Here is a 25,539-nt window from a genome sequence, read left to right as displayed (position 1 = left end):
TGAAGGGTCGGGATGAACAAGCACAGCATCAGTTTTTCCTTGCCAGAATTCTTTGCGAGCAGGAGCCGGTTCCATGAAGATCACGATCGACATTGACTGCACACCCGAGGAGGCCCGAGCCTTTCTGGGGCTGCCAGACGTTGCGCCGATGCAGAAGGCGGCCATGGAAGAAATCGAAAAACGCATGCTCTCCGGATTGCAGTCCATGGATCCGGAGACCCTCTACAAGACCTGGTTGCCAGGCTCGATGCAGGGCTGGGAGCAATTCCAGAAGGCCTTCTGGAACCACTTCTCCGGCGGTGGCGGCCGGGACGGGGGATCTGGCCGGGAAGGCAACGACAGCTGAGACCGGCTACGGAGCCTCTTCGTTTTCCTGAGAACCAACCGGAGACAACCAGCATGGATGCCATGAGCCTGTTGCTCGGCCGTCGGTCCGCCGACGCCAAGAAGCTTGCCGCACCAGCGCCCAGCGCGGAGGAACTCGACCGGATCCTGCGGGCCGGCCTGACTGCGCCCGATCACGGCGCCATACGTCCCTGGCGGTTTTTCGTGATCACGGGAGAGGCACGTGCGCGCCTTGGCGACCTCTTTGTCGAAGCGACGGCCAAGCGCGAACCCGATCTGCCGGACAAGAAACTGGAGGACCAGCGCGGCAAGCCGCTGCGCGCGCCGATGATCATCGCTGTGGCGGCGCGCATTCTTGCCGATCACCCCAAGGTTCCTGCGGTCGAGCAACGTGAGGCCGCCATGGCCGCGGCGCAGAACATGCTGTTGGCGAGTGAGGCGCTGGGATATGGCGCAGTGTTTCTGACGGGTCCCAACACCTACGACCAAAGGGTAAAGTCAGCTTTTGGGCTGGAAGAGAAGGATGCGCTGGTCGGCTTCCTGTATATCGGGACACCGAATGAGCCCATGAAGAACAAGCAGCGGCTGGAGCCCTGGCAGGTGACCCGCCAGTGGGCAGGCGCCGGCGACATGGAACCGCTCGCGGTCCTCGAGCAGGAGCAGCAATGAGCCCTTCCGCGCCTGAGGACACGATCTATGCACTGTCTTCGGGTGGCGGCCGCTCGGCTGTAGCCGTGATACGCCTGTCGGGTCCGGATGCTGCGGGGGCGCTCGAAGGCCTGTCCGGGCCCTTGCCACCGCCACGCGAGGCCCGGTTGAGAGCCCTGCGAGTGCCGGATACGCAGGAGCTGCTCGATCGCGCCCTTGTGCTCTGGTTTCCTGCGCCGGCAAGCTTTACCGGAGAGGACTGTGTTGAACTTCACCTGCACGGCAGCCAGTCGGTGGTGGCGGCCGTTCTGCGTGCGCTCTCGGGCATGGAGCGATTGCGCGCGGCCGGACCGGGAGATTTCACACGGCGGGCGTTCGACAACGACAGGCTCGACCTGACTGAGGTGGAAGGTCTGGCCGATCTGATCGATGCCCAGACGGAAGTGCAGCGGCGACAGGCGCAACGCCAGTTCGACGGCGCCCTTACCCAACGGATCGAGCACTGGCGGGACCGCCTGATCCGGCTCAGCGCACACGTGGAGGCGGCGATCGACTTCAGCGAGGAGGAGATACCGGAGACCCTGCTGAGCGATTGCCTGACGGAATCCAGTGGTTTGCGGGCAGAGATGGAAGAGTTGCTGGCAACCAGCCGAGCCGGGGAGCGGATTCGCGAGGGCATCTATATTGCGCTGCTCGGGGCGCCCAATGCCGGGAAGTCCTCCCTGTTGAACGCGCTCGCGAAACGCGAGGCGGCTATAGTGTCCGAGATTGCGGGCACGACCCGGGACGTCATCGAGGTGGCGCTGGATATCTCGGGCTTCCCGGTGATTCTGGGGGATACGGCGGGGCTGCGTGGCGACGTGGCCATCGATCCTATAGAGGCGGAAGGTATGCGCCGGAGCCGCGAGCGGGCCGCCCAGGCCGATCTCAAGCTCGTCCTCTTCGATGGTCAGGAAATCGGGACCCCCGAGCCTGGGAGCCTGCAATTGCTGGACGACAAGGCTCTCGTCCTGATCACGAAGAAGGATCTCGTAAGCGAACCGCTTCCGGAGAGCCTGGATGGCCAGCCGGCCTATGCCCTGTCGGTGATCAGCGGGGAGGGGGTGGAGGCATTCCTGCAGGTTCTGGAGCGGCGTCTGGAGGCCAGCTATGCCAGCGGATTGCAGGGTTCCGCCCTGCTGACTCGCGAGCGCCATCGCGAGGGCCTGAAGACCTGCATCGAGGCATTGGCGCGGGCTGAAGACGCTCCGGAGGTCTCGCTTATGGCCGAGGACTTTCGCCATGCACTGACTGCGCTGGGCCGATTGACGGGACGCGTGGATGTCGAGGACCTGCTGGACGTGATTTTTCGCGATTTCTGTATCGGAAAGTAGCGGTTTCACGTGAAACAAGCTGCCACCGGATCGTTTGCTAGCTTGACTTGAACGCTGTCTCTCGCGCATTTTCCGCCCATGACACGACTTCAAGAAACTTGGGATGTCCTCGTAATCGGTGGCGGGCACGCCGGCTGCGAGGCAGCTGCGGCTGCAGCCCGATGCGGTGCACGCACGTTGCTGGTAACCCACAAGAAATCCACGCTGGGCGTGATGTCCTGTAATCCAGCCATCGGCGGTCTTGGCAAAGGTCACCTGGTCCGCGAGATCGATGCACTGGATGGGCTGATGGGGCGCGCCATCGATCGCGCGGGAATCCAGTTCCGCGTCCTCAATCGCAGCAAGGGGCCGGCGGTACGCGGCCCGCGCGCGCAGGCAGATCGCAGGCTCTATCGCGAAGCCATCATGGAACTGCTGGAAGAGCAGGAAGGCCTGCGAATCCACGAAGCCGCCGTCGAGGATCTCCTGGTGGAAGACGGAGTCTGCGCCGGTGCGGTGACGGCCGAGGGAGAGGAGCTGCGCGCTGGCAGTGTGGTGCTGACCACGGGAACCTTCCTGCGCGGCCTCATTCACATGGGGGAGCGACAGATTCCGGCAGGCCGTGTGGGCGATGCCCCGGCACGGGGTCTGGCCGAGCGGCTGGAACAGGCAGCCTTCGCCCTGGGGCGCCTCAAGACAGGCACGCCACCGCGGCTGGATGGCCGCACTATCGACTACGGCAGCCTTGAAGTGCAACACGGCGACGACCCGCCGGAGGCATTCTCCTGGATGACTGAAGCGATCCGTCAGCCCCAGGTGGTGTGCCACATTACGCATACCTCGCCGGAAGGCCATGACCTGATCCGCGAGAATCTCGACCGGGCTCCACTCTATTCCGGGCAAATCGGCTCCACGGGCCCGCGCTACTGCCCCTCCATCGAGGACAAGGTGGTGCGCTTTGCCGACCGGGACCGGCACCAGATCTTTCTGGAGCCGGAAGGGCTCGACGATTCGACCGTCTATCCCAACGGGATCTCCACCTCGCTGCCCGAGGAAGTGCAGCAGGCACTGCTGCAGACCATTCCGGGGCTAGAGCGCGCAGCAATCCTGCAGCCGGGCTACGCCATCGAATATGATTACGTCGATCCACGCGAGTTGGGCCCGGACCTGCAGACCGTGCGAATTCCCGGCCTTTATTTCGCGGGACAGATCAACGGGACCACCGGTTATGAAGAGGCGGCGGCCCAGGGGCTTATGGCAGGGCTCAATGCGGCACTGCGCGCCGGAGGACGGCGAACGCCTGTTCAGCTCGACCGGGCCGAGGCCTATACCGGTGTCCTGATCGACGACCTGATCACGCGCGGCGTTACCGAACCGTATCGCATGTTCACCAGTCGTGCCGAGTATCGCCTGCACCTGCGTGCCGACAATGCCGATCAGCGCCTGACGGACAAGGGCCTGGTGTGGGGCTGTGTGGGCGCATCGCGGGCAGCGCTTCATCGCGACCGGATGGATGCGCTGGATGAAGCGCGGCGGTTGGTCCATGGGTTGAACGCCACACCGGACGAGCTGCGCAAGGCCGGCTTCAGTATCAACCGGGACGGCCAGCGACGGAGTGTGTTTGACCTCTTGCGGTATCCGGACATGTCCCTTGCGCGCTTGCAGGGGCATTGGCCCGAACTGACCGCCCTGTCCAAGTCGATCTCCGAACAGGTGGAAATCGACGCCCGTTACGCAGGGTATCTGGAGCGCCAGGAGGCGGATGTCCGCGCCTATCGCAAGGACGAATCCCTGGAGTTGCCGAGCGATCTGGATTATGAGGCGATTCCCGGTCTGTCCAATGAGATTCGGGAAAAGCTCCAGGCGGCTCGGCCGGCCACATTGGGCGCGGCCGGTCGTATTCCGGGCGTCACGCCCGCCGCCAGCCTGCTGTTGCTGCGGCACGTGCGGCGACGCCGAGACGTGGCGGCCTGACGGAATCCCACAGTGGCCACAGACTACAATGAAGAGACGTTTGCGCGCGACTTCGATGTTTCACGTGAAACATTGGAGCGCTTCCGTATCTATGCTGCGAAGCTGGAAAAATGGAACCAGGCAATCAACCTGGTCAGTCGGGATACACTCGGAGATCTCTGGCGCCGGCATTTCCTGGACTCAGCCCAGTTGCTGCATTGCCTGCCGCGGGCGGTTCGTCCGGACACCTGCTGGGTCGACCTCGGCTCCGGTGCCGGATTTCCGGGACTGGTCCTGGCCCTTATGTCTGCAGGCGAGTTCCATCTGGTGGACTCGGATGCGAGAAAATGTACTTTCCTGCGCGAGGTTTCACGTGAAACGGGCACCCCCGTGCATATCCATAACCAGCGCATCGACTCTCTCTCCCTGCCCACTGCCGACTATGTAACGGCACGGGCCTGCGCTCCATTGCCGCGCCTCGTGGATTATGCCCGGCCTTTACTGCGTCCGGGCGGGTATTGCCTGTTTCTCAAGGGAGCGCGCCTTGATGAGGAATTGACGCTTCTGCGCAAAGCAGGGAAGATGCCTTTGGATATATCCGGCGCAGAGGTTTTTCCCAGTGAGTCCGATTCCAAGGGACGCATTCTGCGGTTGGGTCCTTACAGTAGCTGACCAGGGACAGCCTTCATGAACGACAGCAGTGAACCCCAGACTATGCAGGAAGCTCGTATCCTGGCCGTCGCCAACCAGAAAGGCGGGGTGGGCAAGACCACAACGGCGATCAACCTGGCAACGGCTCTGGCCGCGTGTGGTGAAAAGGTCCTGATCATCGATCTGGACCCTCAGGCCAATGCCACCACCGGTCTGGGGCTGGAGCACGACGAAAAGCGGCAGACCGTTTATGAAGTCCTGCATGCGTCCTGCGAAGTGGATGACGTGGTGTTGCCGACACGGGTTCCGGGCCTTGATGTTCTGCCCTCCTCGGTGGAGCTGTCCGGGGCTGAACTGGAACTGGTCAACCTGCCCCAGCGCGATCGCCGCCTCGCGGATGCCTTGGGGCGCAGTCAGCGCGATTGGAGCTATATCCTCATCGACTGTCCGCCGGCGCTTGGGCTGTTGACCGTGAATGGCCTGGTAGCTGCCCACGCTGTCGTGGTTCCCCTGCAGGCCGAATTCTATGCGCTGGAGGGACTCAGCCACCTGCTTCGGACCGTCGAGCGGGTACGACAGACCCTGAATCCTGACCTTGAACTTCAAGGGGTTGTGTTGACCATGTATGACAGCCGCAACAACTTGTGCAATATGGTTGCGGATGATGTGCGCGCCTTCCTCGGCGGGCGGGTCTATGAAACCGTGATCCCGCGCAACGTTCGGGTCTCGGAAGCGCCGTCTCACGGCAAACCCGTTCTGCTGTACGACCTGCGCTGTGCGGGGTCACAGGCCTATCTGCACCTGGCCCGAGAAGTTCTCCGTCGCGAGGGACGGGCGCTACCGGATGCGGCCCTGGCATCCTGACAGAGCCGGCCGAAAAGGAGAGAATGACAGAATGAGCGAATCCCAGTCCCCCAAGCGCAGCAATCTGGGACGTGGTCTGGCATCCCTGCTGGGAGAAGCGGCAGGCGACTATGCGGATCTGGACCGTCACCGCGCCAACAAGACGGTGCCGATCGAACATCTTCATCCCAGCCGGGTACAGCCGCGCCGTCATTTCGACGAAGCTGCGCTGGATTCCCTGGCGGAGTCGATAAAGACCCAGGGCCTGCTGCAGGCCATTCTCGTGCGGCGCCATCCTGATCGTCCCTCGGAATACGAAATCATCGCCGGCGAGAGACGTTGGCGTGCCGCTCAACGGGCGCAATTGCACGAGGTGCCGATTCTCGTTCGCGAGATGGATGACGGGACAGCCCTGGAGCTGGCGATTGTCGAGAACGTGCAGCGTCAGGATCTCGATCCCATTGAAGAGGCAGAAGGCTATCGCCGTCTGATCGACGACTTTTCCCACAGTCAGGAAGAGCTCAGCCGCTTGATCGGCAAGAGTCGGCCGCATATCGCCAACACACTGCGGCTGCTCAACTTGCCGGACAGCGTGAAGGACAGGGTCGGGGAAGGCAGTCTGTCCGCTGGCCATGCCCGGGCCCTGCTGTCGGCGGAGGAACCGGAAAAACTGGCCGAGGAAGTGGTGCGCCGCGGGCTTACCGTCCGGGAGACCGAGCGTCTTGTCAGTGGCCAAAAGGGCTCAAGAGGACAGGACGGAGCCGCAGGGGGGCGGCAGAAGTCGAGATCCTCCGCTGCGGCAAAGGGAGCGGTCGCCAAGGATGCCGATACCCTGGCCCTGGAGCGCGATCTTTCCGGTCTGCTCGGACTCAAGGTGAATATCGAGTTGCACGGCAACGGAGAAGGTGGCGTCCTGTCCGTTCATTACGACAATCTGGATCAGCTGGACGACGTGTTGCGCCGACTCAACCAGGCGCCGGCCCCGAGCAGCGGTTTGTGAATTCCGTGTTCCGGACAGGAATCTGCCGAGGCTCAGCGCCGCGCGCGGCCAGCAGAACGCCGCGCCAGCGGTGAACCCCGAGCAATGGCGAAAAGGCTGTCGGAGCACAGCAATGTGTCCGGCGCCCCGGTTTTCTTGCAGGCCGCTTCGGTTTCCAACAGACGCTCCAGCGCCCGTGTGAGATGACCGATTGGCCAGGTACGCGCCTGGGCCTTGAAGCGGTCGGCCACTTTCCAGAAGACGGGGGGGCGCAGCTTGCGCAGGGCCGTATCCAGATCCTGGCCCGACGCCATCAAGCCCACCGTCATGTGAAGCCTCTGAAAGTGGCGCGCCACGGCGCGCAGGATGGCGACAGCGCTCATGCCTTCATCAAAGCTTCGATTCAGGGCGCGCTCGACGGCGGCCAGCTGCCCCTCCGCAACAGCGAAGGAGAGGTCATCCAGGGACAATGAAGCACTGTCACCGATGCACGCCTGGGCGTCCTCCAGTTCGATGGTCTGGGCGTTTCCGGCATACAGGGAGAGTTTCTCCAGCTCCCGTCGGGTGAGTTGGCGATCGCCCCCGAGATTGGCGGCCAGGTAGTCCCGTGCTTCACGTGAAACACTCTGGCCATGCTCGTGGAAGTACGTATCGATCAGGCGGAAAAGTGTCGTACCCTCATCGCGATAGCAGGCCACTGCGGCGACGGAGTCTCCGGCTTTCTCGAAGAGCTTCACAAGCTCGGACTTGCGCGGAATTTCTCCGGCTTCGGCGACCAGAAGCGCGTCACCAGGCAACGCCTCGATATAGTCACGCAGCAACCCGGCCTCGTTGCCGAGCCCCCGCAGGCGGATGACACGTTGACCACCGGAAAAGGAAAGAGCGGTTGCCTCGTCGTGCAGACGAGCAGGCTCCTCCTTCAACTGGCTGGGGGTCACCTCGACGAGGCGAAATGGGTCGTCAATGTCACCGATGACGTATCGCACGGCCGCATTGGCGCGCTCCTCAACCAGGCCGCGGTCGGGGCCGTACAACAAAACGGCCCGCAGGTTCGTGCCCTTGCGCTTGAGATGGGCCTCGTATTGCTCGCCCTTGATCTCCATGATTCAGAGTCCAAGCAGGAGGTCGTTGCCGGGATCAATCCCCGGTCTGGAACTCAGCTTCATCCGCGTCGTCCTCGTCATAGGAGGACCAGGCATCCGGCGATGGACCTTGGGTATGGATCTCCGGGCCGATGCCTTCCTCCTGGGCGGCGAAGTAGAGGCCGACCCGACGGCGGATTTCCTGTGCAATTCCTTCCAGTGCACGCTCCCGGCCATCCTGTTCCGAGACATAGGTGGCAAAGCCCGAGGGATTCACATTGTAGCCGACCGTGCCGATGGCCAGTCCCCGCATCTCGTCCTGGCGCGTCTGATTGTCCTGGAGTGCGAAATTGGCTTCGATCGTCAGGTTCTCGCGAGTTGCCGTCTCGCTGCGGCGCACGGCGGTGAAGTCCCGGGATTCGCGCAGTCGCACGACCAGCACATGCTCAGGATCCCTGGGCTGTCCGTAGGGATTGAGCATGTTGCGCAGCTTGTTGTGGAGGATCTGTCCCTCGCGATCCGGAATCGGCTCGATGCGGATCGAGGAAAACTGGGTCTGGCTGGTTTCCCCCACACCACCTGGGGCATAGAGCGGGCGCACGGAGCAGCTTGCCAGCACGAGAGCCGCAGTCAGAAGAAGGGGCAGGGCGAAGAGTGGCCTAAAGTACGACATTCACGATCCGGTTCGGTACGACCACCACTTTTCGCGGTTCGCGTCCCTCAAGATAACGCTGAACCGTCTCATCACCCAGGGCAGCCTCACGCAGGAGGTCCTGATCGCAGTCGCGCGGCTGCTGGAGTTTCGTGCGAAGCTTGCCGTTCACCTGGACCGCAATGGTCACGGTTTCGTCCTCGACGAGGGCGGGATCCGCTTGCGGCCAGTTCTGCTCGGCCAGCAGGCTGGCGTGTCCCAGGGTCCGCCAGAGTTCCTCCGAGAGATGGGGCATCATGGGTGCGATCAGGCGCACCAGGATTTCACAGGCCTCGCGGAGGGCCCAGTCCAGGCCCTTGCCATCAGCTTGCGAAGTGGCCGAGGAAAGATGGTTCGTCAGCTCGTAGAGGCGCGCGACGGCCTTGTTGAAATGGAAGGCCTCGATGTCCCCGGTCAGGCCCTGAATGGTCTTGTGAACGTTGCGACGCAGCTCCAGGGCCGTCTCGTCGAAGTCCTTTGGTGCCGGCGCCCCCACCGGGGGCAGCCGATCGCTGGCAGCCGTTTCGCGTACCAGGCGCCAGAGCCGTTGAACGAAACGCCAGGCCCCCTCGATGCCAGCGTCCGTCCATTCCATCTCGCGATCCGGCGGGCTGTCGGAGAGCATGAACCAGCGCGCCGTGTCGGCCCCGTAGCTGTCGATGATATCGGCCGGATCCACGGTATTGCGCTTGGACTTGCTCATCTTCTCGACCCGACCGACGGTCACGGGCCGCTCTTGGCTGTCCACTGGATTGCCGGATGGGTCGCGATGGACCTCGTCCGGCCATAGCCAGTGGCCATCCGCATCGCGATAGGTTTCGTGACAGATCATGCCCTGGGTGAAAAGGCCGGCGAAGGGCTCTTCCAGATTCAGGTAGCCGGCTTTCCGCAGGCCACGCGTGAAGAAGCGGGAATAGAGAAGGTGCAGGATGGCATGCTCGATTCCGCCCACGTACTGGTCCACCGGCAGCCAGTAATCGACATCCTGGCGGACAAGCGGCGTCGCCTCGGCCCGCGGGCTGCAGAACCGCGCGAAATACCAGGAGGAATCGACGAAGGTGTCCATGGTGTCGGTGTCGCGTTGAGCAGGGGTGCCGCATTGCGGACACTGCGTGTGCTTCCAGCTCGGATGATGATCCAGTGGATTGCCGGGCGTTTCGAAGGTAACGTCACGCGGGAGTTCTATGGGCAGCTGCTCCTTGGGAACCGGGACTGCGCCACAGTCGGGACAATGGACCACGGGAATTGGGCAGCCCCAGTAGCGCTGCCGGGAAATGCCCCAGTCGCGCAGGCGGAACTGGACCGTTCCCTTGCCGTGGCCGTACTCCTCGAGCCGTCCGATGACTCGACGTTTGGCTTCTGGCACATCCAGGTCGTCGAGAAACTCCGAGTTGCACAGCACGCCGTCGCCTGTATAGGCTTCGTTGCCAATCGTCCACTCGGCGCCCGGAACCTCGCGGGGACGCACCACGGGCAAGACATCCAGGCCGTATCTGCGGGCGAAATCCAAGTCGCGCTGGTCATGGGCCGGACAGCCGAAGATGGCACCAGTGCCGTATTCGAGCAGGATGAAGTTCGCGACGTATAGCGGCAGGGTTTTTCCCGCGATCAGGGGATGGCGAATGCGCAGGCCTGTGTCGTATCCGCGCTTTTCCGCTTTCTCGATGGCTTCTTCGCTTGTGCCCAGACGGTCGCATTCGGCAATGAAGTGCTTGAGCTCCGGATCCTTTTCGGCCAGCTCCGCAGCCAGGGGATGGTGTGGAGACAACGCTCCGAAAGAGGCACCGAACAGGGTATCCGGGCGGGTGGTGAACACCTCCAGCGGTTCGTCACGGCCCTCGATCTCGAAGAAGATGCGTGCACCTTCCGAGCGCCCGATCCAGTTCTGCTGCATCAGGCGCACCTTTTCCGGCCAGCGCTTCAGATCCTCCAGGCCTTCGAGAAGTTCCTCGGAAAAGGCGGTGATGCGGAAGAACCACTGGGAGAGGCGCCGGCGCTCGATGGCTGCGCCCGAACGCCAGCCCTTGCCGTCGATTACCTGTTCATTGGCCAGTACGGTCTGGTCCACCGGATCCCAGTTGACCCAGGATTCCCGCCGTTCGACAAGGCCAGACTCCATGAAGTCAAGGAACAGAGCCTGCTGATGACTGTAGTAGCCGGGATGGCAGGTGGCGAATTCCCGGCTCCAATCGATGGACAGACCCATGGACTTCAACTGCGTCCGCATGGCGTCGATGTTGCTGTAAGTCCAGTCGGCCGGATGCACGCCGCGCTCGACAGCAGCGTTCTCGGCCGGAAGACCGAAGGCGTCCCAGCCCATGGGGTGCAGGACGTTGAAGCCACGGGCCCGCTTGAACCGGGCGATCACATCCCCGATCGTGTAGTTCCGCACATGTCCCATGTGGATCCGGCCCGAGGGATAGGGGAACATCTCGAGGACGTAGTACTTGGGCCGATCAGGCTCTGTCTTCGTCAGGAAGCAGCCGGCCTCTTCCCAGGCCTGCTGCCACTTGCTTTCGGTTTCCTTCGGATTGTATCGGCTCATGTCTCACTGGTCCGCGGCTGGGGGCAGGGGATACGCCGCGGGAGCATCTTCCGGCGAGCGGCGTATCGCCGTGACTCACGTCCGCCCTGTTCACGAGATATGGACAACGCCCCTTTCCCTGGAACGGAACGTCCGCTTCAGTTCAGGCCCGCGATGCGGAGTTCGCGCGCCCGGGTGAGTATGGAGTCCTCGATCTCCCGATCGCTTTCCGGCTCGACTTCTGCGTCGACCCAATTGCCTGTGTCGTCACGCACCTGCCGGAAGACCGTGGCTCGGACACCATCGGCCCGCAGGTCGCGCCCCAGGATAAAGACGTTGACCTTGAAGCGTTCGTCCGGTGTCTCCGGCGGGGTGTACCATTCGGTCAGGATAACGCCGCCGAAGGGGTCCGCCGAAGCCAGGGGCATGAATGAGAGAGTGTCCAGCGAGGCGCGCCAGAGATAGGCATTCACGCCGATCCCGGAGCCGCCGCCGCCTTGCTGCGGGTCTTCCTCTCGCTCGCCAACCAGCAGTATGCCATCGGTCCCGAAGACGCCGGGCTCGGTCTCGGATTGATAGACGGTACGGCCTCTTCTGTCCGTTTCCACCGGATAGTCGTACTCCCGCTCCGTGGACGAGCAGGCGGCGAGCAGGCCGGCGAGACTCACTACGGCAAAAAACCGGAAGATCTGGCTTGTTTTCATCTGGATCACGTTCCGCATAGGCTTGACAAAGCGGTCTGGTCGACCGCGCGCGGCACTATGCCAGCATTTCCCCGGCAGGTAAAACAGATCGTTGTTCTTGCCGAAGGATTTATTCCGGTTTCCGGTGTGACGCCCACAACTCAGGAGTTCCAGTCGTTGCCTTGGTTGTCCCGGTCGTCCAGATGGGGATTGTGGCGCGGGAAAAGCGCCCCGCTCACCTGCTGCAGGATCCGCTGCAGCCTCGGGTCCTCCGCGCCTGTTATTTCGCCGGGGAGGGAGGCCCGGGTGCTGGTCACGCGGCTGCCGTTGCGGCAAAAGGCGGCAAACACCGTCTGCGGCTTTTCGCCAGCGGTCGGTGTGCTGTCCAGGGAATGTCCCCGTGTCGTGGAGCAGACATCGCTCGCCGAGGCGCTTTGCGGTGCGTCGAAGGCCAGGACCATGGACCAGCCGCTGCGACCGTCCTCGGAGGTGCGCGGGCGGATGTCCACCTGGGGCGCATAGCCCGGCACCCGCATGTTGTCGGCAAAGGATGCGGCGGCCTCGTCCGCGTTCATGCCGTAGGGCGTGCCGGTCACCGACAGGGGAATACCGTTGTCCTTGCCTGCCCACCAGAGGTCGATGAGCTTGTAGGACGGCTCGATGGTCACCGGCTCCATGGTCGTCGGGGTGCAGCCAACCAGGAGGCCGGCAGACAGCAGGGTCGCGAAAGTGCAATGGAGGCGTTTCATGGCGTCAACTCTGATGTGTTCGCTGTCTTGTCCAGCTTCACTCTAGAAGCTGGTATTCAAACACGGAAAGTCATCCCGTAGGCAGGATTTTCCATTGTGGCAAACTGCCTGTGCAACAGCTGTCTCAGTTCAAAAGCCAAGGTGTCAGGTTCTCGCGCACGACCTGCTCCATTTCCCGATCGAAACGGCGCATCAGATCCTCTGTCAACTGGAACCAGATGGCTTCGCGTTCGGTCAGGCTCGCGTCCTCGGCTACGGTCAAGGAACGGCGGACATCGGCGCGCACGACCCGGCGTGCGCCGTCGCTCGAGTCCCGGATTTCCAGTTCCGCCCGCAGGCGCGCATCATAGCGCTCACTTTGGTCGATCACGAAAAAGCGTTTCAGGCCCTGGGTACCTGCCAGCTCCTGCTCCACTACGGACGCCTCTTGGATGGTGAAGCGGGCGTTGTTCCGGGGGCCCTCTGCCTTCAGGCGCTGGTGCCCCCAGCGCTCGGCCACCTCCGGAAGGGGGTCCGGAAAGCGGTGACCAACATAGGGGGCCTCACGCGGCGCCTCGTATTGCTGGATCACTTCTATGCTTGCCACGTCGAAACGGAGTGGCTGGCGGTGATCGAAGCCGATGCGCGCGAAGTCATTGCGCGGAGGCGTCATCTCGCAACCGGCAAGCAGCGCCAAGCTTGCAGCACCGGTGCCGGCAATCATGAAACCACGACGGGAAAGGGGCTGCATGCTCGTTCTGACCTCGTATTCCGTGGCCTTGGCTGAACTCGGGTTTCCGGCTTCCTAGAGGGAAAATGCGGCAGAGCCAAGACAGACGTCGGGTATTTCAGCCGTTGTCCTGTTGGTCCGTGGCCTCTCGAAAAAGAGCTTCCAGCTCCGCTTCGCTGAAGTGGTAATTTGTGCTGCAGAACTCACACTTCATGCTGACCGAGCCGTCCTCGTAACTGAGCTCGCGAATCTGCTCGCTGGGCAGGGACTTGAGCACATTGACGACTTTTTCGCGCGAGCAGCGGCAGGTCGCGTCAAAGGATTTGGGCTCGAAGACTCGCACTCCGTCCTCGTGGAACAGACGGTAGATCAATCGTTCGGCGGACAGCTCCGGCGCCAGGAGCTCTTCTTCGGTACAGCTCGACATGAGGATCAGGGAATGCCGCCAGTCCTCGTCCGAGATCTCGAAAACGTCGCCGGTCGCACTGTCGGGGATGCGCTCGATCAGCAGCGCGCCCCCGCGCCAGCCGCTGTCGGTCTGGGATACGGCCACCAGGATACCGGCATTGATCTGTTGCGACTGGCGGAAATAATGGCGCAGGGAATCCGCCAGCCGCGGACCCTGAAGCTCCACCATTCCCTGGTAGCGCTCGCTGTGCTGGCCCTGGTCGACGGTGAAGGCCATGTAGCCTTCGCCCAGCCAGCTCGTGATATCCGATGGCAGGTCGCTGTCCGTTTCCTGCAACTCGGCCACCTTTTCCGCGTCATAGCTGGCATAGCCACGCAGGCTGCCTGCACTGGTCATGTCAGTCACCATGGTCTTCAGCGCACCATCGGCCTTGACCTGCAGCGTGAAGACGCCGTCATACTTCAACGTGCTGCCCAGAAGACAGCCCAAGGCCACCAGTTCGCCCAGCAGGGCCGCAACGGGTCGGGGCAGCTCCGCCCGCCCCAGTATGGTGTCCAGTACTGGCCCCAGGCGGACAAGGCGTCCGCGAATTCCGGTCCGTTCGATCAGGAAGGGCTGGACCAGATCGTCGCCCGGCGTGTAGTTCACAAACCGTGTGTCTTCGTTCAGTTCAGACACCAGAGCAAGATTCCCTTCTGTGCATGCATTCGGTTTTCCGCCTCGTCCCAGACCACGGACTGGGGGCCGTCGATGACCCTCGTGGTGACTTCCTGTTCGCGATGCGCCGGAAGGCAGTGCATGAAGATGGCCTCCTGCTTGGCCAGGGCCATCAGCTCCTCCGTAACCTGGAAGGGTTTGAGGAGATTGTGCCGGCGAATGGAATCCCCCACGTCATCTCCCATGGAAACCCAGGTGTCGGTCACCACGCAGTCAGCATCCTTCATGGCACTGCGCGCATCGTCGGTGACCAGGATCCGAGCGCCTTCCTGCTGTCCCCAGGCAACCACCTCGGGTGGCGGCGAGAGAGCTGCAGGACAGGCGAGCCGAAGCTCGAAACCGAAGCGAGCGGCCGCGTGTATCCACGAGGTCGCCATGTTGTTGCCGTCACCGGACCAGACAACCGTCTTCCCCTCGATGGGGCCGAGCCTTTCCTCGAAGGTCATGACATCGGCCATCAGTTGACAGGGATGGGTGCGGTCGGTGAGTCCGTTGATCACGGGCACCGTGGCGAATTCTGCCAGCTCGAGGAGTTTCTCCTCCTTGGTGGTGCGGATCATGATGGCATCCACGTAGCGCGAAAGGACGCGCGCCGTGTCGGCCACCGTCTCGCCGCGTCCGAGCTGTGAACCGCTGGGCTCCAGCACGATGGGTTCCCCACCCAGTTGGCGGATGCCCACTTCAAAGGACACGCGGGTTCGGGTCGAGGGCTTCTCGAAGATCATTGCCAGCGACTTGCCGGCGAGCGGGCGCTCGCTTCCCAACTCGCCCGCCTTGCATCGTTTGCCGAGGTCGAGAATCTGACGCAGCTCGGCCCGATCGAACGTGTCGAGATCAAGGAAATGCTTGAGCGCGCTCTGCGAAGCACTGGACATGAGATTACTCCGCGGCATGGCCATAGGCCTCAGCAACGGAATTCAGAATTCCAACTGCGGCTTCGGCCTCGGCTTCCGTAATGATGAGGGGTGGCAGGAGACGGATGACATTTTCGCCGGCCCCCACGGTCAACAACCCGCGCGCCCGCAAGGCCGCGATAAGCTCCGTGTTGGGAACGGCACCGCGCAGCCCCAGAAGCAGCCCCATGCCGCGCACCTCGGAATAGACCTGAGGATGGCGCCGGACGAGATCGTCCAGCTTTTCCCGAAGAGAATGGCTCACCCGCTTGACCTGGGGCAGGAAGCCTTCGTCCAGCATGACGTCCATGACCGCATTGCCGCAGGCCATGGCCAGGGGGTTGCCGCCGAAGGTGGTGCCATGATTTCCGGGACCGAAGGAGGCGGAAACCTCCTCCGTGGCCAGCAGGGCGCCGATGGGAAATCCACCACCCAGTCCCTTGGCCAGCATCATGACGTCGGGGGCAATGCCCGCCTGTTCATAGGCAAAGAGCGTTCCCGTCCGGCCCATGCCACACTGGATCTCGTCGAAGACCAGCAGCAGGCCGAACTCGTCGCAGACCTGCCGCAGGCCGCGCAGATATTCCAGGTCCGGGGTGCGGATGCCGCCTTCGCCCTGAATCGGTTCCACGAGGATGGCCGCCGTCTCGTCGGTAATGGCATGGCGCAGCTCGTTAAGGTTTCCGAAGGCCGTTTGGGTGAAGCCAGGAACATGGGGCGCGAAACCGGCCATGTACTTCTCGTTGCCGGCGGCGGCAATGGCGGTCAGGGAGCGGCCGTGGAAGGCGCCGTTGCAAGTGATGACCTGCCAGCGATCCGGCTCACCCTTGTCGTCGAAATACTTGCGAACCAGTTTGGTGGCGGCCTCGAAGGCCTCGACGCCAGAATTGCAGAAAAAAACGCGATCGGCGAAGGAGTGGGCAACCAGGCGCTCGGCCAGGCGTTCGCCTTCGGGAATACGGAAGAGGTTGGAGCAGTGCCAGAAGCGTGCTGCTTGCTGCTGCAGCGCGTTCACGAGATGCGGATGGGCGTGTCCCAGCGCAGTGACCGCGATGCCGCTGGCAAAATCCAGGTAGCGATCCCCCTCGTGGGTGATCAGATAGGGCCCCTCGCCGCGCTCGAAAGCGAGATCGGCGCGGGCGTAGGTGTTCATCAACGCGTCGCTCACGTCAGCAATCCTTGTTTCCTGCCATCACGGCTGTCCTTCCGGATCCCGGTATGATCCCGAGTTTTGCGGAAAAGCGGGACGATGACGGGTTGCACTGAAGCTGTCAACGCTGGCCGCCGCACAAATACAGGGCCCTTACTGACGGATCCTGTAACCGCGCCTGAACAGTCTCTGCGACAGCCAGAACAGCAGAACGATCACCAGCACAGGCAGAAGCAGTCCGCCCGTAAAGTCGCTTTCGGTCGTTCCGGTAAATCCGCTGCGCAGCCCGTCGATGATGTGGAACACCGGATTGGCCAGGATGGCCGTGCGCCCGGCTTCGGGCAAGCTGGCCAGGGTGAAGAAGCTGCCTGACAGCAGGCCCAGTGGCAGCACCAGGAAGTTCTCGACCATGGCGAAGTGGTCCCACTTGATGGCCCAGAGGCCGCAAAGCAACCCGATGAGGGAGAAGAGAAGACAGCCCAGCAGCGCGAAGGGAAGGATCAGAAACGGCTTGGCGAGTGGCAGGTCGATGATGAAGGAAAAGACCAGTCCCAGGAACAGCCCGGTCAGCAGCCCGCCGAACAGACCGGGCAGAAGATAGCCGGCCAGGCGCTCAGCCGGAGAAAGCGGCGCCATGAGGACATCCTGTATCATGCCTTCCATCCGGTCGAACAGCAGGGGAAAGGCCACATTATCGAAGGCATCCGAGAACATGGCCCAGGCGATCAGGCCCGGTGCGAGAAACTGCAGGGCTGTCACGCCGGGCTGGAAGGCCACACCCTCGGGCAGTGCCACGGAGAAGACCAGGAGGAACAGCAGGCCCATGCCCACGGCCCGGCCCGCCACCTCGGGAAGATTACGCAGGTAGCGGATCAGCCAGCGACGCACCAGCGTCCAGATACCGATCCAGTTCGGGCCGCGGGCGAAGCTGCGCATCGTTTCCGGCTTACGGCTTCAGCTTGTAGCCGGTTGCCAGCATCCGGTAGGTCAGTGTCCAGAGCAGGATGTTCACCACGGCCACGATCAGGGCCCCCAGCCAGACTGGGCTGTCGCTATGCCCGATGATTCCGTAGCGGAAGCCGTCGATCAGATAGAAGAAGGGGTTCAGGTGCGCCACGAAGACCCAGTTTTCCGGCAGACGCTCCACCGAATAGAAGGTTCCCGACAGGAAGGACAGCGGCATGATCACGAAGTTGGTGACGGCTGCGATATGGTCGAACTTGTCGGCCCATACACCGCCCAGAATTCCCAACAAAGAGAGCATCATGGAGGCATTGATCCCGTAGTAGAGGATGGCCAGCGGATCATGGATGCCATAGCCGATGAAGGGCCAGATGGCGATTGCCGCGGCCACGCCGACCAGCAGGCCGCGAGTCATGCCGCCACCCACATAGCCCAGGGTCAGTTCGCCCGGTGAGAGGGGTGGCATCAGGACATCGACGATGTTGCCCTGGACCTTTGCGATCACCAGCGAGGAGGAGGTGTTGGCGAACGCGTTCTGGAGCATCTGCATCATGATCAGGCCCGGCGCCAGAAACTCCGGATAGGGAATGCCGGCCACGGACATGGATCCCCGGCCGAGCGCCAGTGTGAAGACCGCCAGGAACAGCAGCGACATGATCACCGGTGCGACTACGGTCTGGGTCAGCACGTTCAGGAACCGGCGCACTTCTTTCAGGTAGAGTGTCCAGAGGCCCATCAGGTTGAAGCGGCCCAGCAAGCGGGGGCCGACCTCTGTCGCCGGACGGGCTGTCGACTGCGGGGCCGGCGCGGCGGGCGCCGGATGGGACTCACTGAGTGTATCGGTCATGGGCTAGGAGATATACCCGTGGCAGAGGGGATACAAGCGCACAGGTTACACTTCGCATCTGCACGCGGCACATGGCAGACTGACGGCATGGACAGCTCGAGGAAACAGGACCGGAATTCTGCTGACACCCGCGACCCGGGACCGCAGGAGTCGGACGAAAGGCAGGCGAAGTCGAAACAGCGGCGGCAGCCGCGCCGGATCACGCCCGCCTACCTGGAACGGGCCGCGCTTTTCTATCTTGAACGTTATGTGACCTCAGAAGCCAACCTACGTCGCGTTCTCAGGCGCAAGGTGAAACGTTCCCTTGAAGTGCACGGGGGCGATCAGGACGAGGCGGAGCGCTGGATCGAGGAGCTGATCGTCCGCTTGCGACGCAACGGCTTTCTGGATGACGCGGCCTATGCCCAGGGTTTGGCGCGCAGCCTGCACCGGCGAGGAAAGTCGGCGCGAGCCATCGAAGGGAAGTTGCGCGAAAAAGGCGTGGAAGCAGGGTTGATCGAGGATGCTCTGGAAGACCTGGAAGCGGAAAAACCGAATTCCGAATTCCGTGCAGCCGTGGCCTTTGCTCGCCGCCGTCGGCTTGGCCCCTTTCGCGAGGAGAGCAGGCGCGAGGAACGGCGTGAGCGGGACTTGGCCGCCCTGGGGCGACAGGGATTCAGCTATGCGCTTGCGCGCTGCATTGTCGAGGCCGAGGATGTGGCAACGCTGGAGGAGATGCTCGCGGCCGACCCTCAAGCATGAACGGAAACGATGGTGGGCAAATCCGGCGTCGGCCTCGCGGTATCGTGGGATAGGAAGGAACGCATCATGTACACACCGCCGCAGTTCCGTGTCGAAGATCTGGGTGAGATCCATCGGATGATGCGCGCGACCAGGCTATGCAGCCTGGTGACCTTCGGGGCTGAGGGCCTGCAGGCCACATCGCTGCCCCTGATTCTCGACAGCGAAGAAGGCGAAAGGGGCACGCTCTACGGCCATCTCGCTCGTGCAAACCCGCAATGGCGCTCAGACATCCAGGGCGAGGCGCTGGCCATTTTCACGGGACCGAGTGCCTATATAACGCCAGCCTGGTACGCGGCCAAGGCAGAGACCGGAAAGGTGGTGCCGACCTGGAACTATACGGCGGTTCATGCCTATGGGACGGTGGAGTTCTTCGCCGAGCCCGAGCCGCTTCTGGCTGTGGTTTCGCGCCTGACGGAATTGCATGAATCCATGCGTGAGCAGCCTTGGGCCGTCAGCGACGCGCCGGACAGTTTCGTGGCAGCGAAGCTCAAGGGCATTGTCGGCCTGCGCCTGCAAATCACACGCCTGGAGGGCAAGGCCAAGATGAGCCAGGACAAGGCCACGGAGGACCGACAGCGCATCGCGGAGGGGCTTGGCGAAAGCGGTGACGCGGAAGACCTGGCTGTGGCGGATCGGATCCCGCGCTAGAGAAAATCCCGCAGCAGGGCCACAAGCGGCAGGTCCGCGGCCGGCATGGGGTAGTCCATCATGCGCGCCGGTCGTACCCAGGCCAGGGCCTGTCCTTCCCGGCCTTCCGGGGTTCCCTGCCAGACTCGGCAGGCAAACAGCGGCATCAGCAGGTGGAAGTTTTCGTAGCCGTGGGAGGCAAAGGCGAGTGCCGCCAGGCAGCTCTCCCGCGTGTCGATGCCCAGTTCCTCGTGAAGTTCCCGTATAAGAGCGGCCTCCGGCGTTTCGCCGGCATGGACCTTGCCGCCGGGAAATTCCCACAGGCCTGCCATTTCCTTGCCTTCGGGACGTTGGCTCAGCAGGACGCGTCCGTCCGTATCCACCAGCGCGGCGGCGGCGACCAGGATGATCTCTCGGGGGCCATCTTCGCCTGCGGTCCGCTCGCCGGCCTGCCAGCACCCGCTTTCAGCCGGCGGCATGATCAGCTCCGATAGTCGGCATTGATGTCGATGTAGCCGTGGGTCAGATCACAGGTCCAGACCCGGGCCCGGCCCCGCCCCACGCCGGCATCCACCTGGATCAGGATATCCCGCCCTTTCATGTGGGCGCTCACCGGGGCTTCGTCGTAGTTTCCGACGCGCTGACCCTCGCGGGCGATTTCCACTCCACCGATGGAGATGGACAGACGATCACGGTCGGCCCGCTCGCCGGATTTGCCGACCGCCATGACAATCCGTCCCCAGTTGGCGTCTTCTCCGGCGATGGCGGTCTTGACGAGTGGGGAGTTGGCGATGGCCAAGCCCATGCGCCGCGCGGAGCGTGCGCTGGTGGCGCCGGTAACCTCGATGGTGATGAACTTGCTGGCGCCTTCGCCGTCCTTCACGACTTGTTGCGCCAGGTCGATCAGGAGGTCCTCCAGCGCGCGGGTGAAGCGGCGCAGGCGCGGATCGACCAGGCTGCGGATCGGTGTGTTGCCCGCCTTTCCGGTGGCCGCCAGCAACAGCGTGTCGCTGGTTGAGGTATCGCCATCCACAGTGATGGAGTTGAAGGAGCGGTTGTTGGCCCGGGTGAGGAGCTGCTGCAGCACATCCGCAGGGAGGTCGGCATCGGTGGTGACGAAGGACAGCATGGTGCCCATGTCCGGCGCGATCATGCCGGAGCCCTTGGCAATGCCGTTCAGGACCACCTTCCTGCCGTCGATTTCCGTCGTGCGGCTGGCTCCCTTGGGGAAGGTATCGGTGGTCATTATGGCCCGCGCTGCGGTTTCCCAGCCATCCGGTGCCAGCTTGCCGACGAGCTCGGGCAGGCTGTGGGTCAGCTTCTCGTCCGGCATCGGTTCGCCAATCACGCCGGTTGAGGCCACGAAGACCTCCCGGTTCGTGCAGTCAAGGGCCTGCGCCGTGGCCGAGACACTGCGCTCCACAGAGGCAATGCCGGCCCGTCCGGTGAAGGCGTTCGCATTGCCCGAATTGACCAGAAAGGCTCGGGCCCGGCCGCCAGCCAGCGCTTCCCGGCACCAGAGCACCGGGGCGCTGGCCGTCTGCGAGCGGGTAAGCACGCCGGCCACCACCGTTCCCGGGGAAAAGCACATCAGCAGGGCGTCCTCACGCCCCTTGTAGCGCAAGCCCGTGGCCGCCGCCGCCAGCTCCACACCCTCTACAGGTGGCAGCACAGGAAAGGATGCAGGGGCCAGCGGCGACAGTTCGGGCATGTCCGGGACTCTTTCTGGTCTTCAGGATGGGTTTGGCGAAAGCGGGCTTACTGGGTCGATTCTCCCGTGTCGGGCAGGCTCTCTTCCTCGAGGGCCTCTTCCGGAACCTGCTGCGGGGCGGCGCCCATCATCTCGATGTCGGCATCGGCCCGCAGGTCGGCCAGGATCTCCTCGATGGATTCGGACGCGATCTGCTGTTCGAGCTCTCCGCGAACCTCTTCCATTTCGGGAGGTTCTGTCATCCGGCTGTCCTCCACCTTGATCACGTGCCAGCCGAATTCCGTTTCCACGGGTTCTTCACTGTAGCTGCCGGGCTCCATGTCAAAGGCGGCATTGGCAAAGGGCTCAACCATGCGATCCTGGGTGAAGTAGCCAAGATCTCCGCCTTCCGTGCCTTCATCCATGGAATGCTCGTCCGCCAGGGCCGCGAAGTCGGCCCCGTCGCCCAGTTCGTCAATCAGCTCTTCGGCCTTGGCCTTTTCCTCCACCAGGATATGGCGGGCGCGGACTTCCTTCTTGGGCTCGAAATCCGCCTTGTACTGCTCATAGGCTTCCTGCAGCCTCTCATCGGTGGCCGCGTCGTCCATCGCCTGCTGCAGGTAGACCTGACCGATGGCCTCGCTCTCCGCGCGTTCCACCGCACGGCGGACCTGTTCGTTGTCGGCCAGGCCCTTCTCGCGGCCGGCTTCCTCAAGCAGCTTGAAATCGACCAGCCGCTCGACCAGGGCCGGGAAAAGTCTGGACAGCTGCGACTGATACTGCTGGGGAAGCTCCTGGGCGGTGGCGATCACATCGGCCATACGGATATTCTCGCCGTTGACCGTGGCAAGCACGCGATCGGGATCGTAGCCGGTCGTCTCGCCGTCTGCCTGGCTGTCCTGCGCGTTCGTTTCGTCCTGTGCCTGAAGCTGGGAGACACCTCCGGGCATCAGGGCCGTGCCGGCCGAAAGAAGCGCGGCCAGTGTCAGCACCGACAGCCACCGACGGCCAGCCGATGTCGGACGTGGCCTGGATACGGCAGGTGACAGAGCAGGGATCTGGAATGACATAAAACCTCCATTGTGTGTGCCGGCTGGTGTCGTGCACCAGCCATCCCGGCAAATATGCAGATGGCACGAAAAATCACAAGTGAAGCCCTCGCCTGTGCACGCGGTGACACCCGTGCAGGCAGCATTGTGGGCTTTTTCCCGCGGGCGGGGGTCTCACGCGTTGACAGAATGCAACAGGGGTCATATCTGTCAGGCTTACTGCGCGGCCATCTTATGGCTTTTGCGTGTCTATACGTTCCTCCGACACCGAGGGTTTCATGCTGAGCGCGATTGCCAAGCGCCTCTTCGGGTCTGCCAATGACCGTTACATAAAGTCTCTGCGCCGTGACGTCGAAGCGATCAATGCGCTTGAACCCGAGCTCGAGACGCTCGACGACGAGGCCCTGCGCGCCCGTACTTTCCAGTTTCGCGAACGTCTCGAGAATGGCGAGACACTGGATGATATCCGCGTGGAGGCCTTCGCCACCGTGCGCGAAGCGGCCAAGCGGACGCTCGGCCAGCGCCACTTCGATGTGCAGATGATCGGCGGCATTGTCCTGCACAAGGGCATGATCGCGGAAATGAAGACCGGCGAGGGGAAGACTCTCGTGGCCACGCTGGCGGTCTATCTCAACGCGCTGTCGGGCAAGGGCGTGCACGTGGTGACGGTCAACGACTATCTGGCGCGGCGCGACTCGGAATGGATGGGCCAGATCTATCGCTTCCTGGGTCTGACAGTGGGCTGTGTCGTTCCCGGCGTCCCCGATGCCGAGCGGCGCGAGCAGTACGCTTGTGATGTGACCTATGCCACCAACAACGAACTGGGGTTCGATTACCTGCGCGACAACATGAAGTACCGCCTGGAGGACATGGTCCAGCGCGAGTTCAATTACGCCATCGTCGACGAGGTGGACTCCATCCTGATCGACGAATCCAGGACGCCGCTGATCATCTCCGGACCGGCCGAGGATTCCTCGGACATGTACATGGCGGTCGACAAGATCATGCCGAAGATCAGTGAAGAACACTACGAAAAGGACGAAAAGGCGCGCTCGGTCACGCTGACGGACGAGGGGACGGAGTACGTGGAGGAACTGCTCCAGGCCGAGGGGCTGATAGAGGAAGGCTCGCTCTACGACATCCAGAATGTCGGGATCCTGCACCATGTGACCCAGGCCCTGAGGGCGCATGTGCTGTTCAACCGGGATACCGACTACATCGTCAAGGACGACAAGGTCGTCATCATCGACGAGTTCACCGGCCGCATGATGGAGGGGCGTCGCTATTCCGAGGGGCTGCACCAGGCTCTGGAGGCCAAGGAAGGCGTGACCATCCAGAACGAGAATCAGACGCTGGCCTCCATCACCTTCCAGAACTTCTTCAGGCTCTATCCCAAACTGGCCGGCATGACGGGCACGGCGGTTACCGAAGCCAGCGAGTTCGGCGAAATCTACGGGCTTGAGGTGGTCGAGATCCCCACCAACGAGCCGGTTCAGCGGATCGACTACGACGACGAGGTCTATCGTTCGGCAGACGAAAAGTACACTGCGATCATCGACCAGATTGATACCTGCCAGCAGCGTGGACAGCCGGTGCTGGTGGGCACTGTTTCCATCGAGAAATCCGAGCATCTCTCGGAGATGCTGAAGAAGCGGAAGATCGACCACCAGGTGCTCAACGCCCGCTATCACGAGCAGGAAGCCTACATCATCGCCCAGGCCGGTGCGCCGGGTGCGGTGACCATCGCCACCAACATGGCCGGCCGCGGCACCGACATCCAGCTGGGCGGCAACGCCGACATGCGCATCCAGCAGGAAGCCATGACGCTGGAGGACGAGACGGCCCGCCAGGCCAAGATCGAGGAACTCTACAAGGACATCGAGGAAAAACGCGCCCGCGCGATGGAAGGTGGCGGCCTGTTCGTGCTGGGAACCGAGCGGCACGAAAGCCGGCGTATCGACAATCAGTTGCGCGGCCGGTCCGGCCGCCAGGGCGATCCCGGCGGTTCCAAGTTCTTCCTCTCCCTGGAAGACGACCTCATGCGAATCTTCGGATCCGAACGCATGGACGGGATGCTGAAGCGCCTGGGACTGCAGGAAGGCGAGGCGATCAAGCATACCTGGGTGAACCGCGCCCTGGAAAAGGCCCAGGAAAAGGTGGAGGCCCGCAACTACGAGATCCGCAAGAACCTGCTGCGCTTTGACGATGTCATGAACGACCAGCGGAAGGTCATCTTCGAGCAGCGCAAGGACATGATGCGCGCCGACGACGTGCACGACACCATTCTGGGCATGCGCGACGATGTCACCGCCAACCTGGTGGCCCGATGCATCCCGCCCAAGGCCTACGCCGAGCAGTGGGACATCGACACGCTGCACGAGGAATGCCTGCGGCTGTTTGGCCTGGATCTGCCGGTGCACGACTGGGCGCGCGAGGAAGGCATCGCCGACGAGGAGATCCTGGAGCGAATCCGCCAGGCCATCGAGCAGAAAATGCAGGAGAAGGAAGCGGCCTTCGGTGCCGAGCTCATGCGTACGGCGGAAAAGCAGATTCTGCTGAGCACGATGGACAAGCAGTGGAAGGAGCACCTGCTGGCGCTCGACCACCTGCGCCAGAGCGTCGGGCTGCGTGCCTATGCCCAGCGCAATCCGCTGAACGAATACAAGGCGGAGGCCTTCAATCATTTCGAGACCATGCTGGCCAACGTGCGCGAGGAAGTGACCCTTCTGCTCTGCCACGTCAACATCCGGGTCCAGGAACCGGAGTCCCTGATGCCGAAGCGTGGACCACAGCAGATGCAGGAAAGCCGTGAGGATCCCGCCTTTGCGGAAGATCGCGGGGCAGGCCGGCAAGCCGCGCCGGCTGGCAGCGCCACCGCTGCCAACACCGCTTCAGGCCGCTCGGGGGCAGCGGCGGCCGCGGAGTTGGACCCCAACGACCCGTCCACCTGGACCAAGACGGGTCGCAATGCCTCCTGTCCCTGCGGGTCTGGCAAGAAATACAAGCACTGTCACGGCAAGCTGAACTGACACCGGTTATCGAGTGTCGAGGTAGCAGGCGACAGCTCACCTCTGTCTCACTCTAGGCCGCAGACTCATAAGACTTCAACCAGATGCGGAGTGAAGCCAGCTTGAGCGCGGCGAGGTAGTTTTCCGGTTTGCGGTCATAACGTGTTGCGATGCCTCTGAACTGCTTGATTTTC

24 protein-coding genes and 1 pseudogene are annotated in these 25,539 nt (G+C 62.9%); 10 read left to right on the top strand and 15 right to left on the bottom strand.

The features are described from left to right. Positions 1-73 precede the first annotated feature (73 nt). The 7 genes from ACFOW6_RS12365 to ACFOW6_RS12335 all read left to right on the top strand — a co-directional run bounded on the left by ACFOW6_RS12365 (position 74) and on the right by ACFOW6_RS12335 (position 6,792). Entirely contained in the window at positions 74-346 is a 273-nt protein-coding gene (locus ACFOW6_RS12365) for a DUF6489 family protein (protein ID WP_382422684.1), read from the top strand. Positions 347-399: 53 nt separating this feature from the next. After that, on the top strand, positions 400-1,014 hold the full coding sequence (locus ACFOW6_RS12360) for a nitroreductase family protein (protein WP_382422683.1): 615 nt from the start codon (positions 400-402) through the stop codon (positions 1,012-1,014). Next, on the top strand, positions 1,011-2,366 hold the full coding sequence (mnmE, locus tag ACFOW6_RS12355) for a tRNA uridine-5-carboxymethylaminomethyl(34) synthesis GTPase MnmE (protein ID WP_382422682.1): 1,356 nt from the start codon (positions 1,011-1,013) through the stop codon (positions 2,364-2,366). The genes ACFOW6_RS12360 and mnmE overlap by 4 nt, the downstream gene beginning before the upstream one ends. Positions 2,367-2,444: 78 nt before the next feature. After that, positions 2,445-4,319: a tRNA uridine-5-carboxymethylaminomethyl(34) synthesis enzyme MnmG gene (gene mnmG / locus ACFOW6_RS12350; RefSeq protein WP_382422681.1), complete on the top strand. Its 1,875-nt coding sequence runs from the start codon at positions 2,445-2,447 to the stop codon at positions 4,317-4,319. A 12-nt stretch (positions 4,320-4,331) separates the two neighbouring features. After that, a complete protein-coding gene (gene rsmG / locus ACFOW6_RS12345; protein ID WP_382422680.1) occupies positions 4,332-4,970 on the top strand; it encodes a 16S rRNA (guanine(527)-N(7))-methyltransferase RsmG in 639 nt (212 codons plus the stop codon). A 15-nt stretch (positions 4,971-4,985) separates the two neighbouring features. Beyond that, positions 4,986-5,813, top strand: a complete 828-nt coding sequence (locus tag ACFOW6_RS12340) for a ParA family protein (RefSeq protein WP_382422679.1) — start codon at positions 4,986-4,988, stop codon at positions 5,811-5,813. A gap of 31 nt (positions 5,814-5,844) precedes the next feature. Continuing rightward, positions 5,845-6,792 (top strand): ParB/RepB/Spo0J family partition protein, encoded by a 948-nt coding sequence (locus tag ACFOW6_RS12335; protein ID WP_382422678.1) that lies wholly within the window; start codon positions 5,845-5,847, stop codon positions 6,790-6,792. Positions 6,793-6,824: 32 nt separating this feature from the next. On the opposite strand, the gene holA is transcribed toward ACFOW6_RS12335, so the two are convergent. From holA to ACFOW6_RS12280, 11 genes are all read right to left on the bottom strand, one after another. Beyond that, a complete protein-coding gene (gene holA / locus ACFOW6_RS12330; RefSeq protein ID WP_382422677.1) occupies positions 6,825-7,874 on the bottom strand; it encodes a DNA polymerase III subunit delta in 1,050 nt (349 codons plus the stop codon). 34 nt (positions 7,875-7,908) lie between these two features. Beyond that, a complete protein-coding gene (gene lptE / locus ACFOW6_RS12325) occupies positions 7,909-8,526 on the bottom strand; it encodes an LPS assembly lipoprotein LptE (RefSeq protein WP_382422676.1) in 618 nt (205 codons plus the stop codon). Next, positions 8,513-11,089: a leucine--tRNA ligase gene (gene leuS / locus ACFOW6_RS12320; protein ID WP_382422675.1), complete on the bottom strand. Its 2,577-nt coding sequence runs from the start codon at positions 11,087-11,089 to the stop codon at positions 8,513-8,515. Before leuS ends, lptE begins: the two co-directional genes overlap by 14 nt. Before the next feature lie 137 nt (positions 11,090-11,226). Next, positions 11,227-11,772, bottom strand: coding sequence for a DUF3576 domain-containing protein (locus ACFOW6_RS12315; protein WP_382422674.1), 546 nt, complete (start codon positions 11,770-11,772; stop codon positions 11,227-11,229). Between the two features lie 140 nt (positions 11,773-11,912). Then, on the bottom strand, positions 11,913-12,500 hold the full coding sequence (locus tag ACFOW6_RS12310; RefSeq protein WP_382422672.1) for a hypothetical protein: 588 nt from the start codon (positions 12,498-12,500) through the stop codon (positions 11,913-11,915). A gap of 124 nt (positions 12,501-12,624) precedes the next feature. After that, positions 12,625-13,230 (bottom strand): hypothetical protein, encoded by a 606-nt coding sequence (locus ACFOW6_RS12305; protein ID WP_382422671.1) that lies wholly within the window; start codon positions 13,228-13,230, stop codon positions 12,625-12,627. A 97-nt stretch (positions 13,231-13,327) separates the two neighbouring features. Continuing rightward, complete coding sequence (gene hslO, locus ACFOW6_RS12300; protein ID WP_382422670.1) at positions 13,328-14,296, bottom strand: Hsp33 family molecular chaperone HslO; 969 nt, start codon at positions 14,294-14,296, stop codon at positions 13,328-13,330. Beyond that, complete coding sequence (argF, locus tag ACFOW6_RS12295; protein ID WP_382422669.1) at positions 14,284-15,210, bottom strand: ornithine carbamoyltransferase; 927 nt, start codon at positions 15,208-15,210, stop codon at positions 14,284-14,286. The genes hslO and argF overlap by 13 nt, the downstream gene beginning before the upstream one ends. A gap of 4 nt (positions 15,211-15,214) precedes the next feature. Continuing rightward, positions 15,215-16,396: an aspartate aminotransferase family protein gene (locus ACFOW6_RS12290; protein ID WP_382422668.1), complete on the bottom strand. Its 1,182-nt coding sequence runs from the start codon at positions 16,394-16,396 to the stop codon at positions 15,215-15,217. Positions 16,397-16,531: 135 nt separating this feature from the next. Next, entirely contained in the window at positions 16,532-17,314 is a 783-nt protein-coding gene (locus tag ACFOW6_RS12285; protein ID WP_382422667.1) for an ABC transporter permease, read from the bottom strand. 10 nt (positions 17,315-17,324) lie between these two features. Beyond that, positions 17,325-18,077, bottom strand: a complete 753-nt coding sequence (locus tag ACFOW6_RS12280; RefSeq protein WP_382423006.1) for an ABC transporter permease — start codon at positions 18,075-18,077, stop codon at positions 17,325-17,327. Positions 18,078-18,275: 198 nt separating this feature from the next. On the opposite strand from ACFOW6_RS12280, the gene ACFOW6_RS12275 reads away from it, so the two are divergent. Next, complete coding sequence (locus ACFOW6_RS12275; protein ID WP_382422666.1) at positions 18,276-18,929, top strand: regulatory protein RecX; 654 nt, start codon at positions 18,276-18,278, stop codon at positions 18,927-18,929. Between the two features lie 66 nt (positions 18,930-18,995). Next, the gene (locus ACFOW6_RS12270; protein ID WP_382422665.1) at positions 18,996-19,619 is read left to right on the top strand and encodes an FMN-binding negative transcriptional regulator; all 624 of its coding nucleotides are present in this window, start codon (positions 18,996-18,998) and stop codon (positions 19,617-19,619) included. On the opposite strand, the gene ACFOW6_RS12265 is transcribed toward ACFOW6_RS12270, so the two are convergent. Genes ACFOW6_RS12265 through ACFOW6_RS12255 form a run of 3 tightly spaced genes read right to left on the bottom strand, consistent with a single transcriptional unit; the run spans position 19,616 to position 22,280 of the window. After that, complete coding sequence (locus tag ACFOW6_RS12265; RefSeq protein ID WP_382422664.1) at positions 19,616-20,077, bottom strand: (deoxy)nucleoside triphosphate pyrophosphohydrolase; 462 nt, start codon at positions 20,075-20,077, stop codon at positions 19,616-19,618. The genes ACFOW6_RS12270 and ACFOW6_RS12265 overlap by 4 nt on opposite strands. Positions 20,078-20,079: 2 nt before the next feature. Next, entirely contained in the window at positions 20,080-21,309 is a 1,230-nt protein-coding gene (argJ, locus tag ACFOW6_RS12260; protein ID WP_382422663.1) for a bifunctional glutamate N-acetyltransferase/amino-acid acetyltransferase ArgJ, read from the bottom strand. 47 nt (positions 21,310-21,356) lie between these two features. Beyond that, positions 21,357-22,280: a peptidylprolyl isomerase gene (locus ACFOW6_RS12255; RefSeq protein ID WP_382422662.1), complete on the bottom strand. Its 924-nt coding sequence runs from the start codon at positions 22,278-22,280 to the stop codon at positions 21,357-21,359. 335 nt (positions 22,281-22,615) lie between these two features. Here ACFOW6_RS12255 and secA point away from each other — a divergent pair, with 335 nt between their 5' ends. Beyond that, on the top strand, positions 22,616-25,366 hold the full coding sequence (secA, locus tag ACFOW6_RS12250; protein WP_382422661.1) for a preprotein translocase subunit SecA: 2,751 nt from the start codon (positions 22,616-22,618) through the stop codon (positions 25,364-25,366). Between the two features lie 52 nt (positions 25,367-25,418). On the opposite strand, the pseudogene ACFOW6_RS12245 reads toward secA, so the two are convergent. Further along, positions 25,419-25,539 (bottom strand): annotated as a pseudogene (locus tag ACFOW6_RS12245) (IS5/IS1182 family transposase); the annotation flags it as partial.

The organism is Fodinicurvata halophila (assembly GCF_042651425.1).
Classification (GTDB): Bacteria; Pseudomonadota; Alphaproteobacteria; order Kiloniellales; family DSM-21159; genus Fodinicurvata; species Fodinicurvata halophila.
Note: the sequence above shows the minus strand (reverse complement) of the source record. Positions and strands in the feature narration are given on the sequence as shown.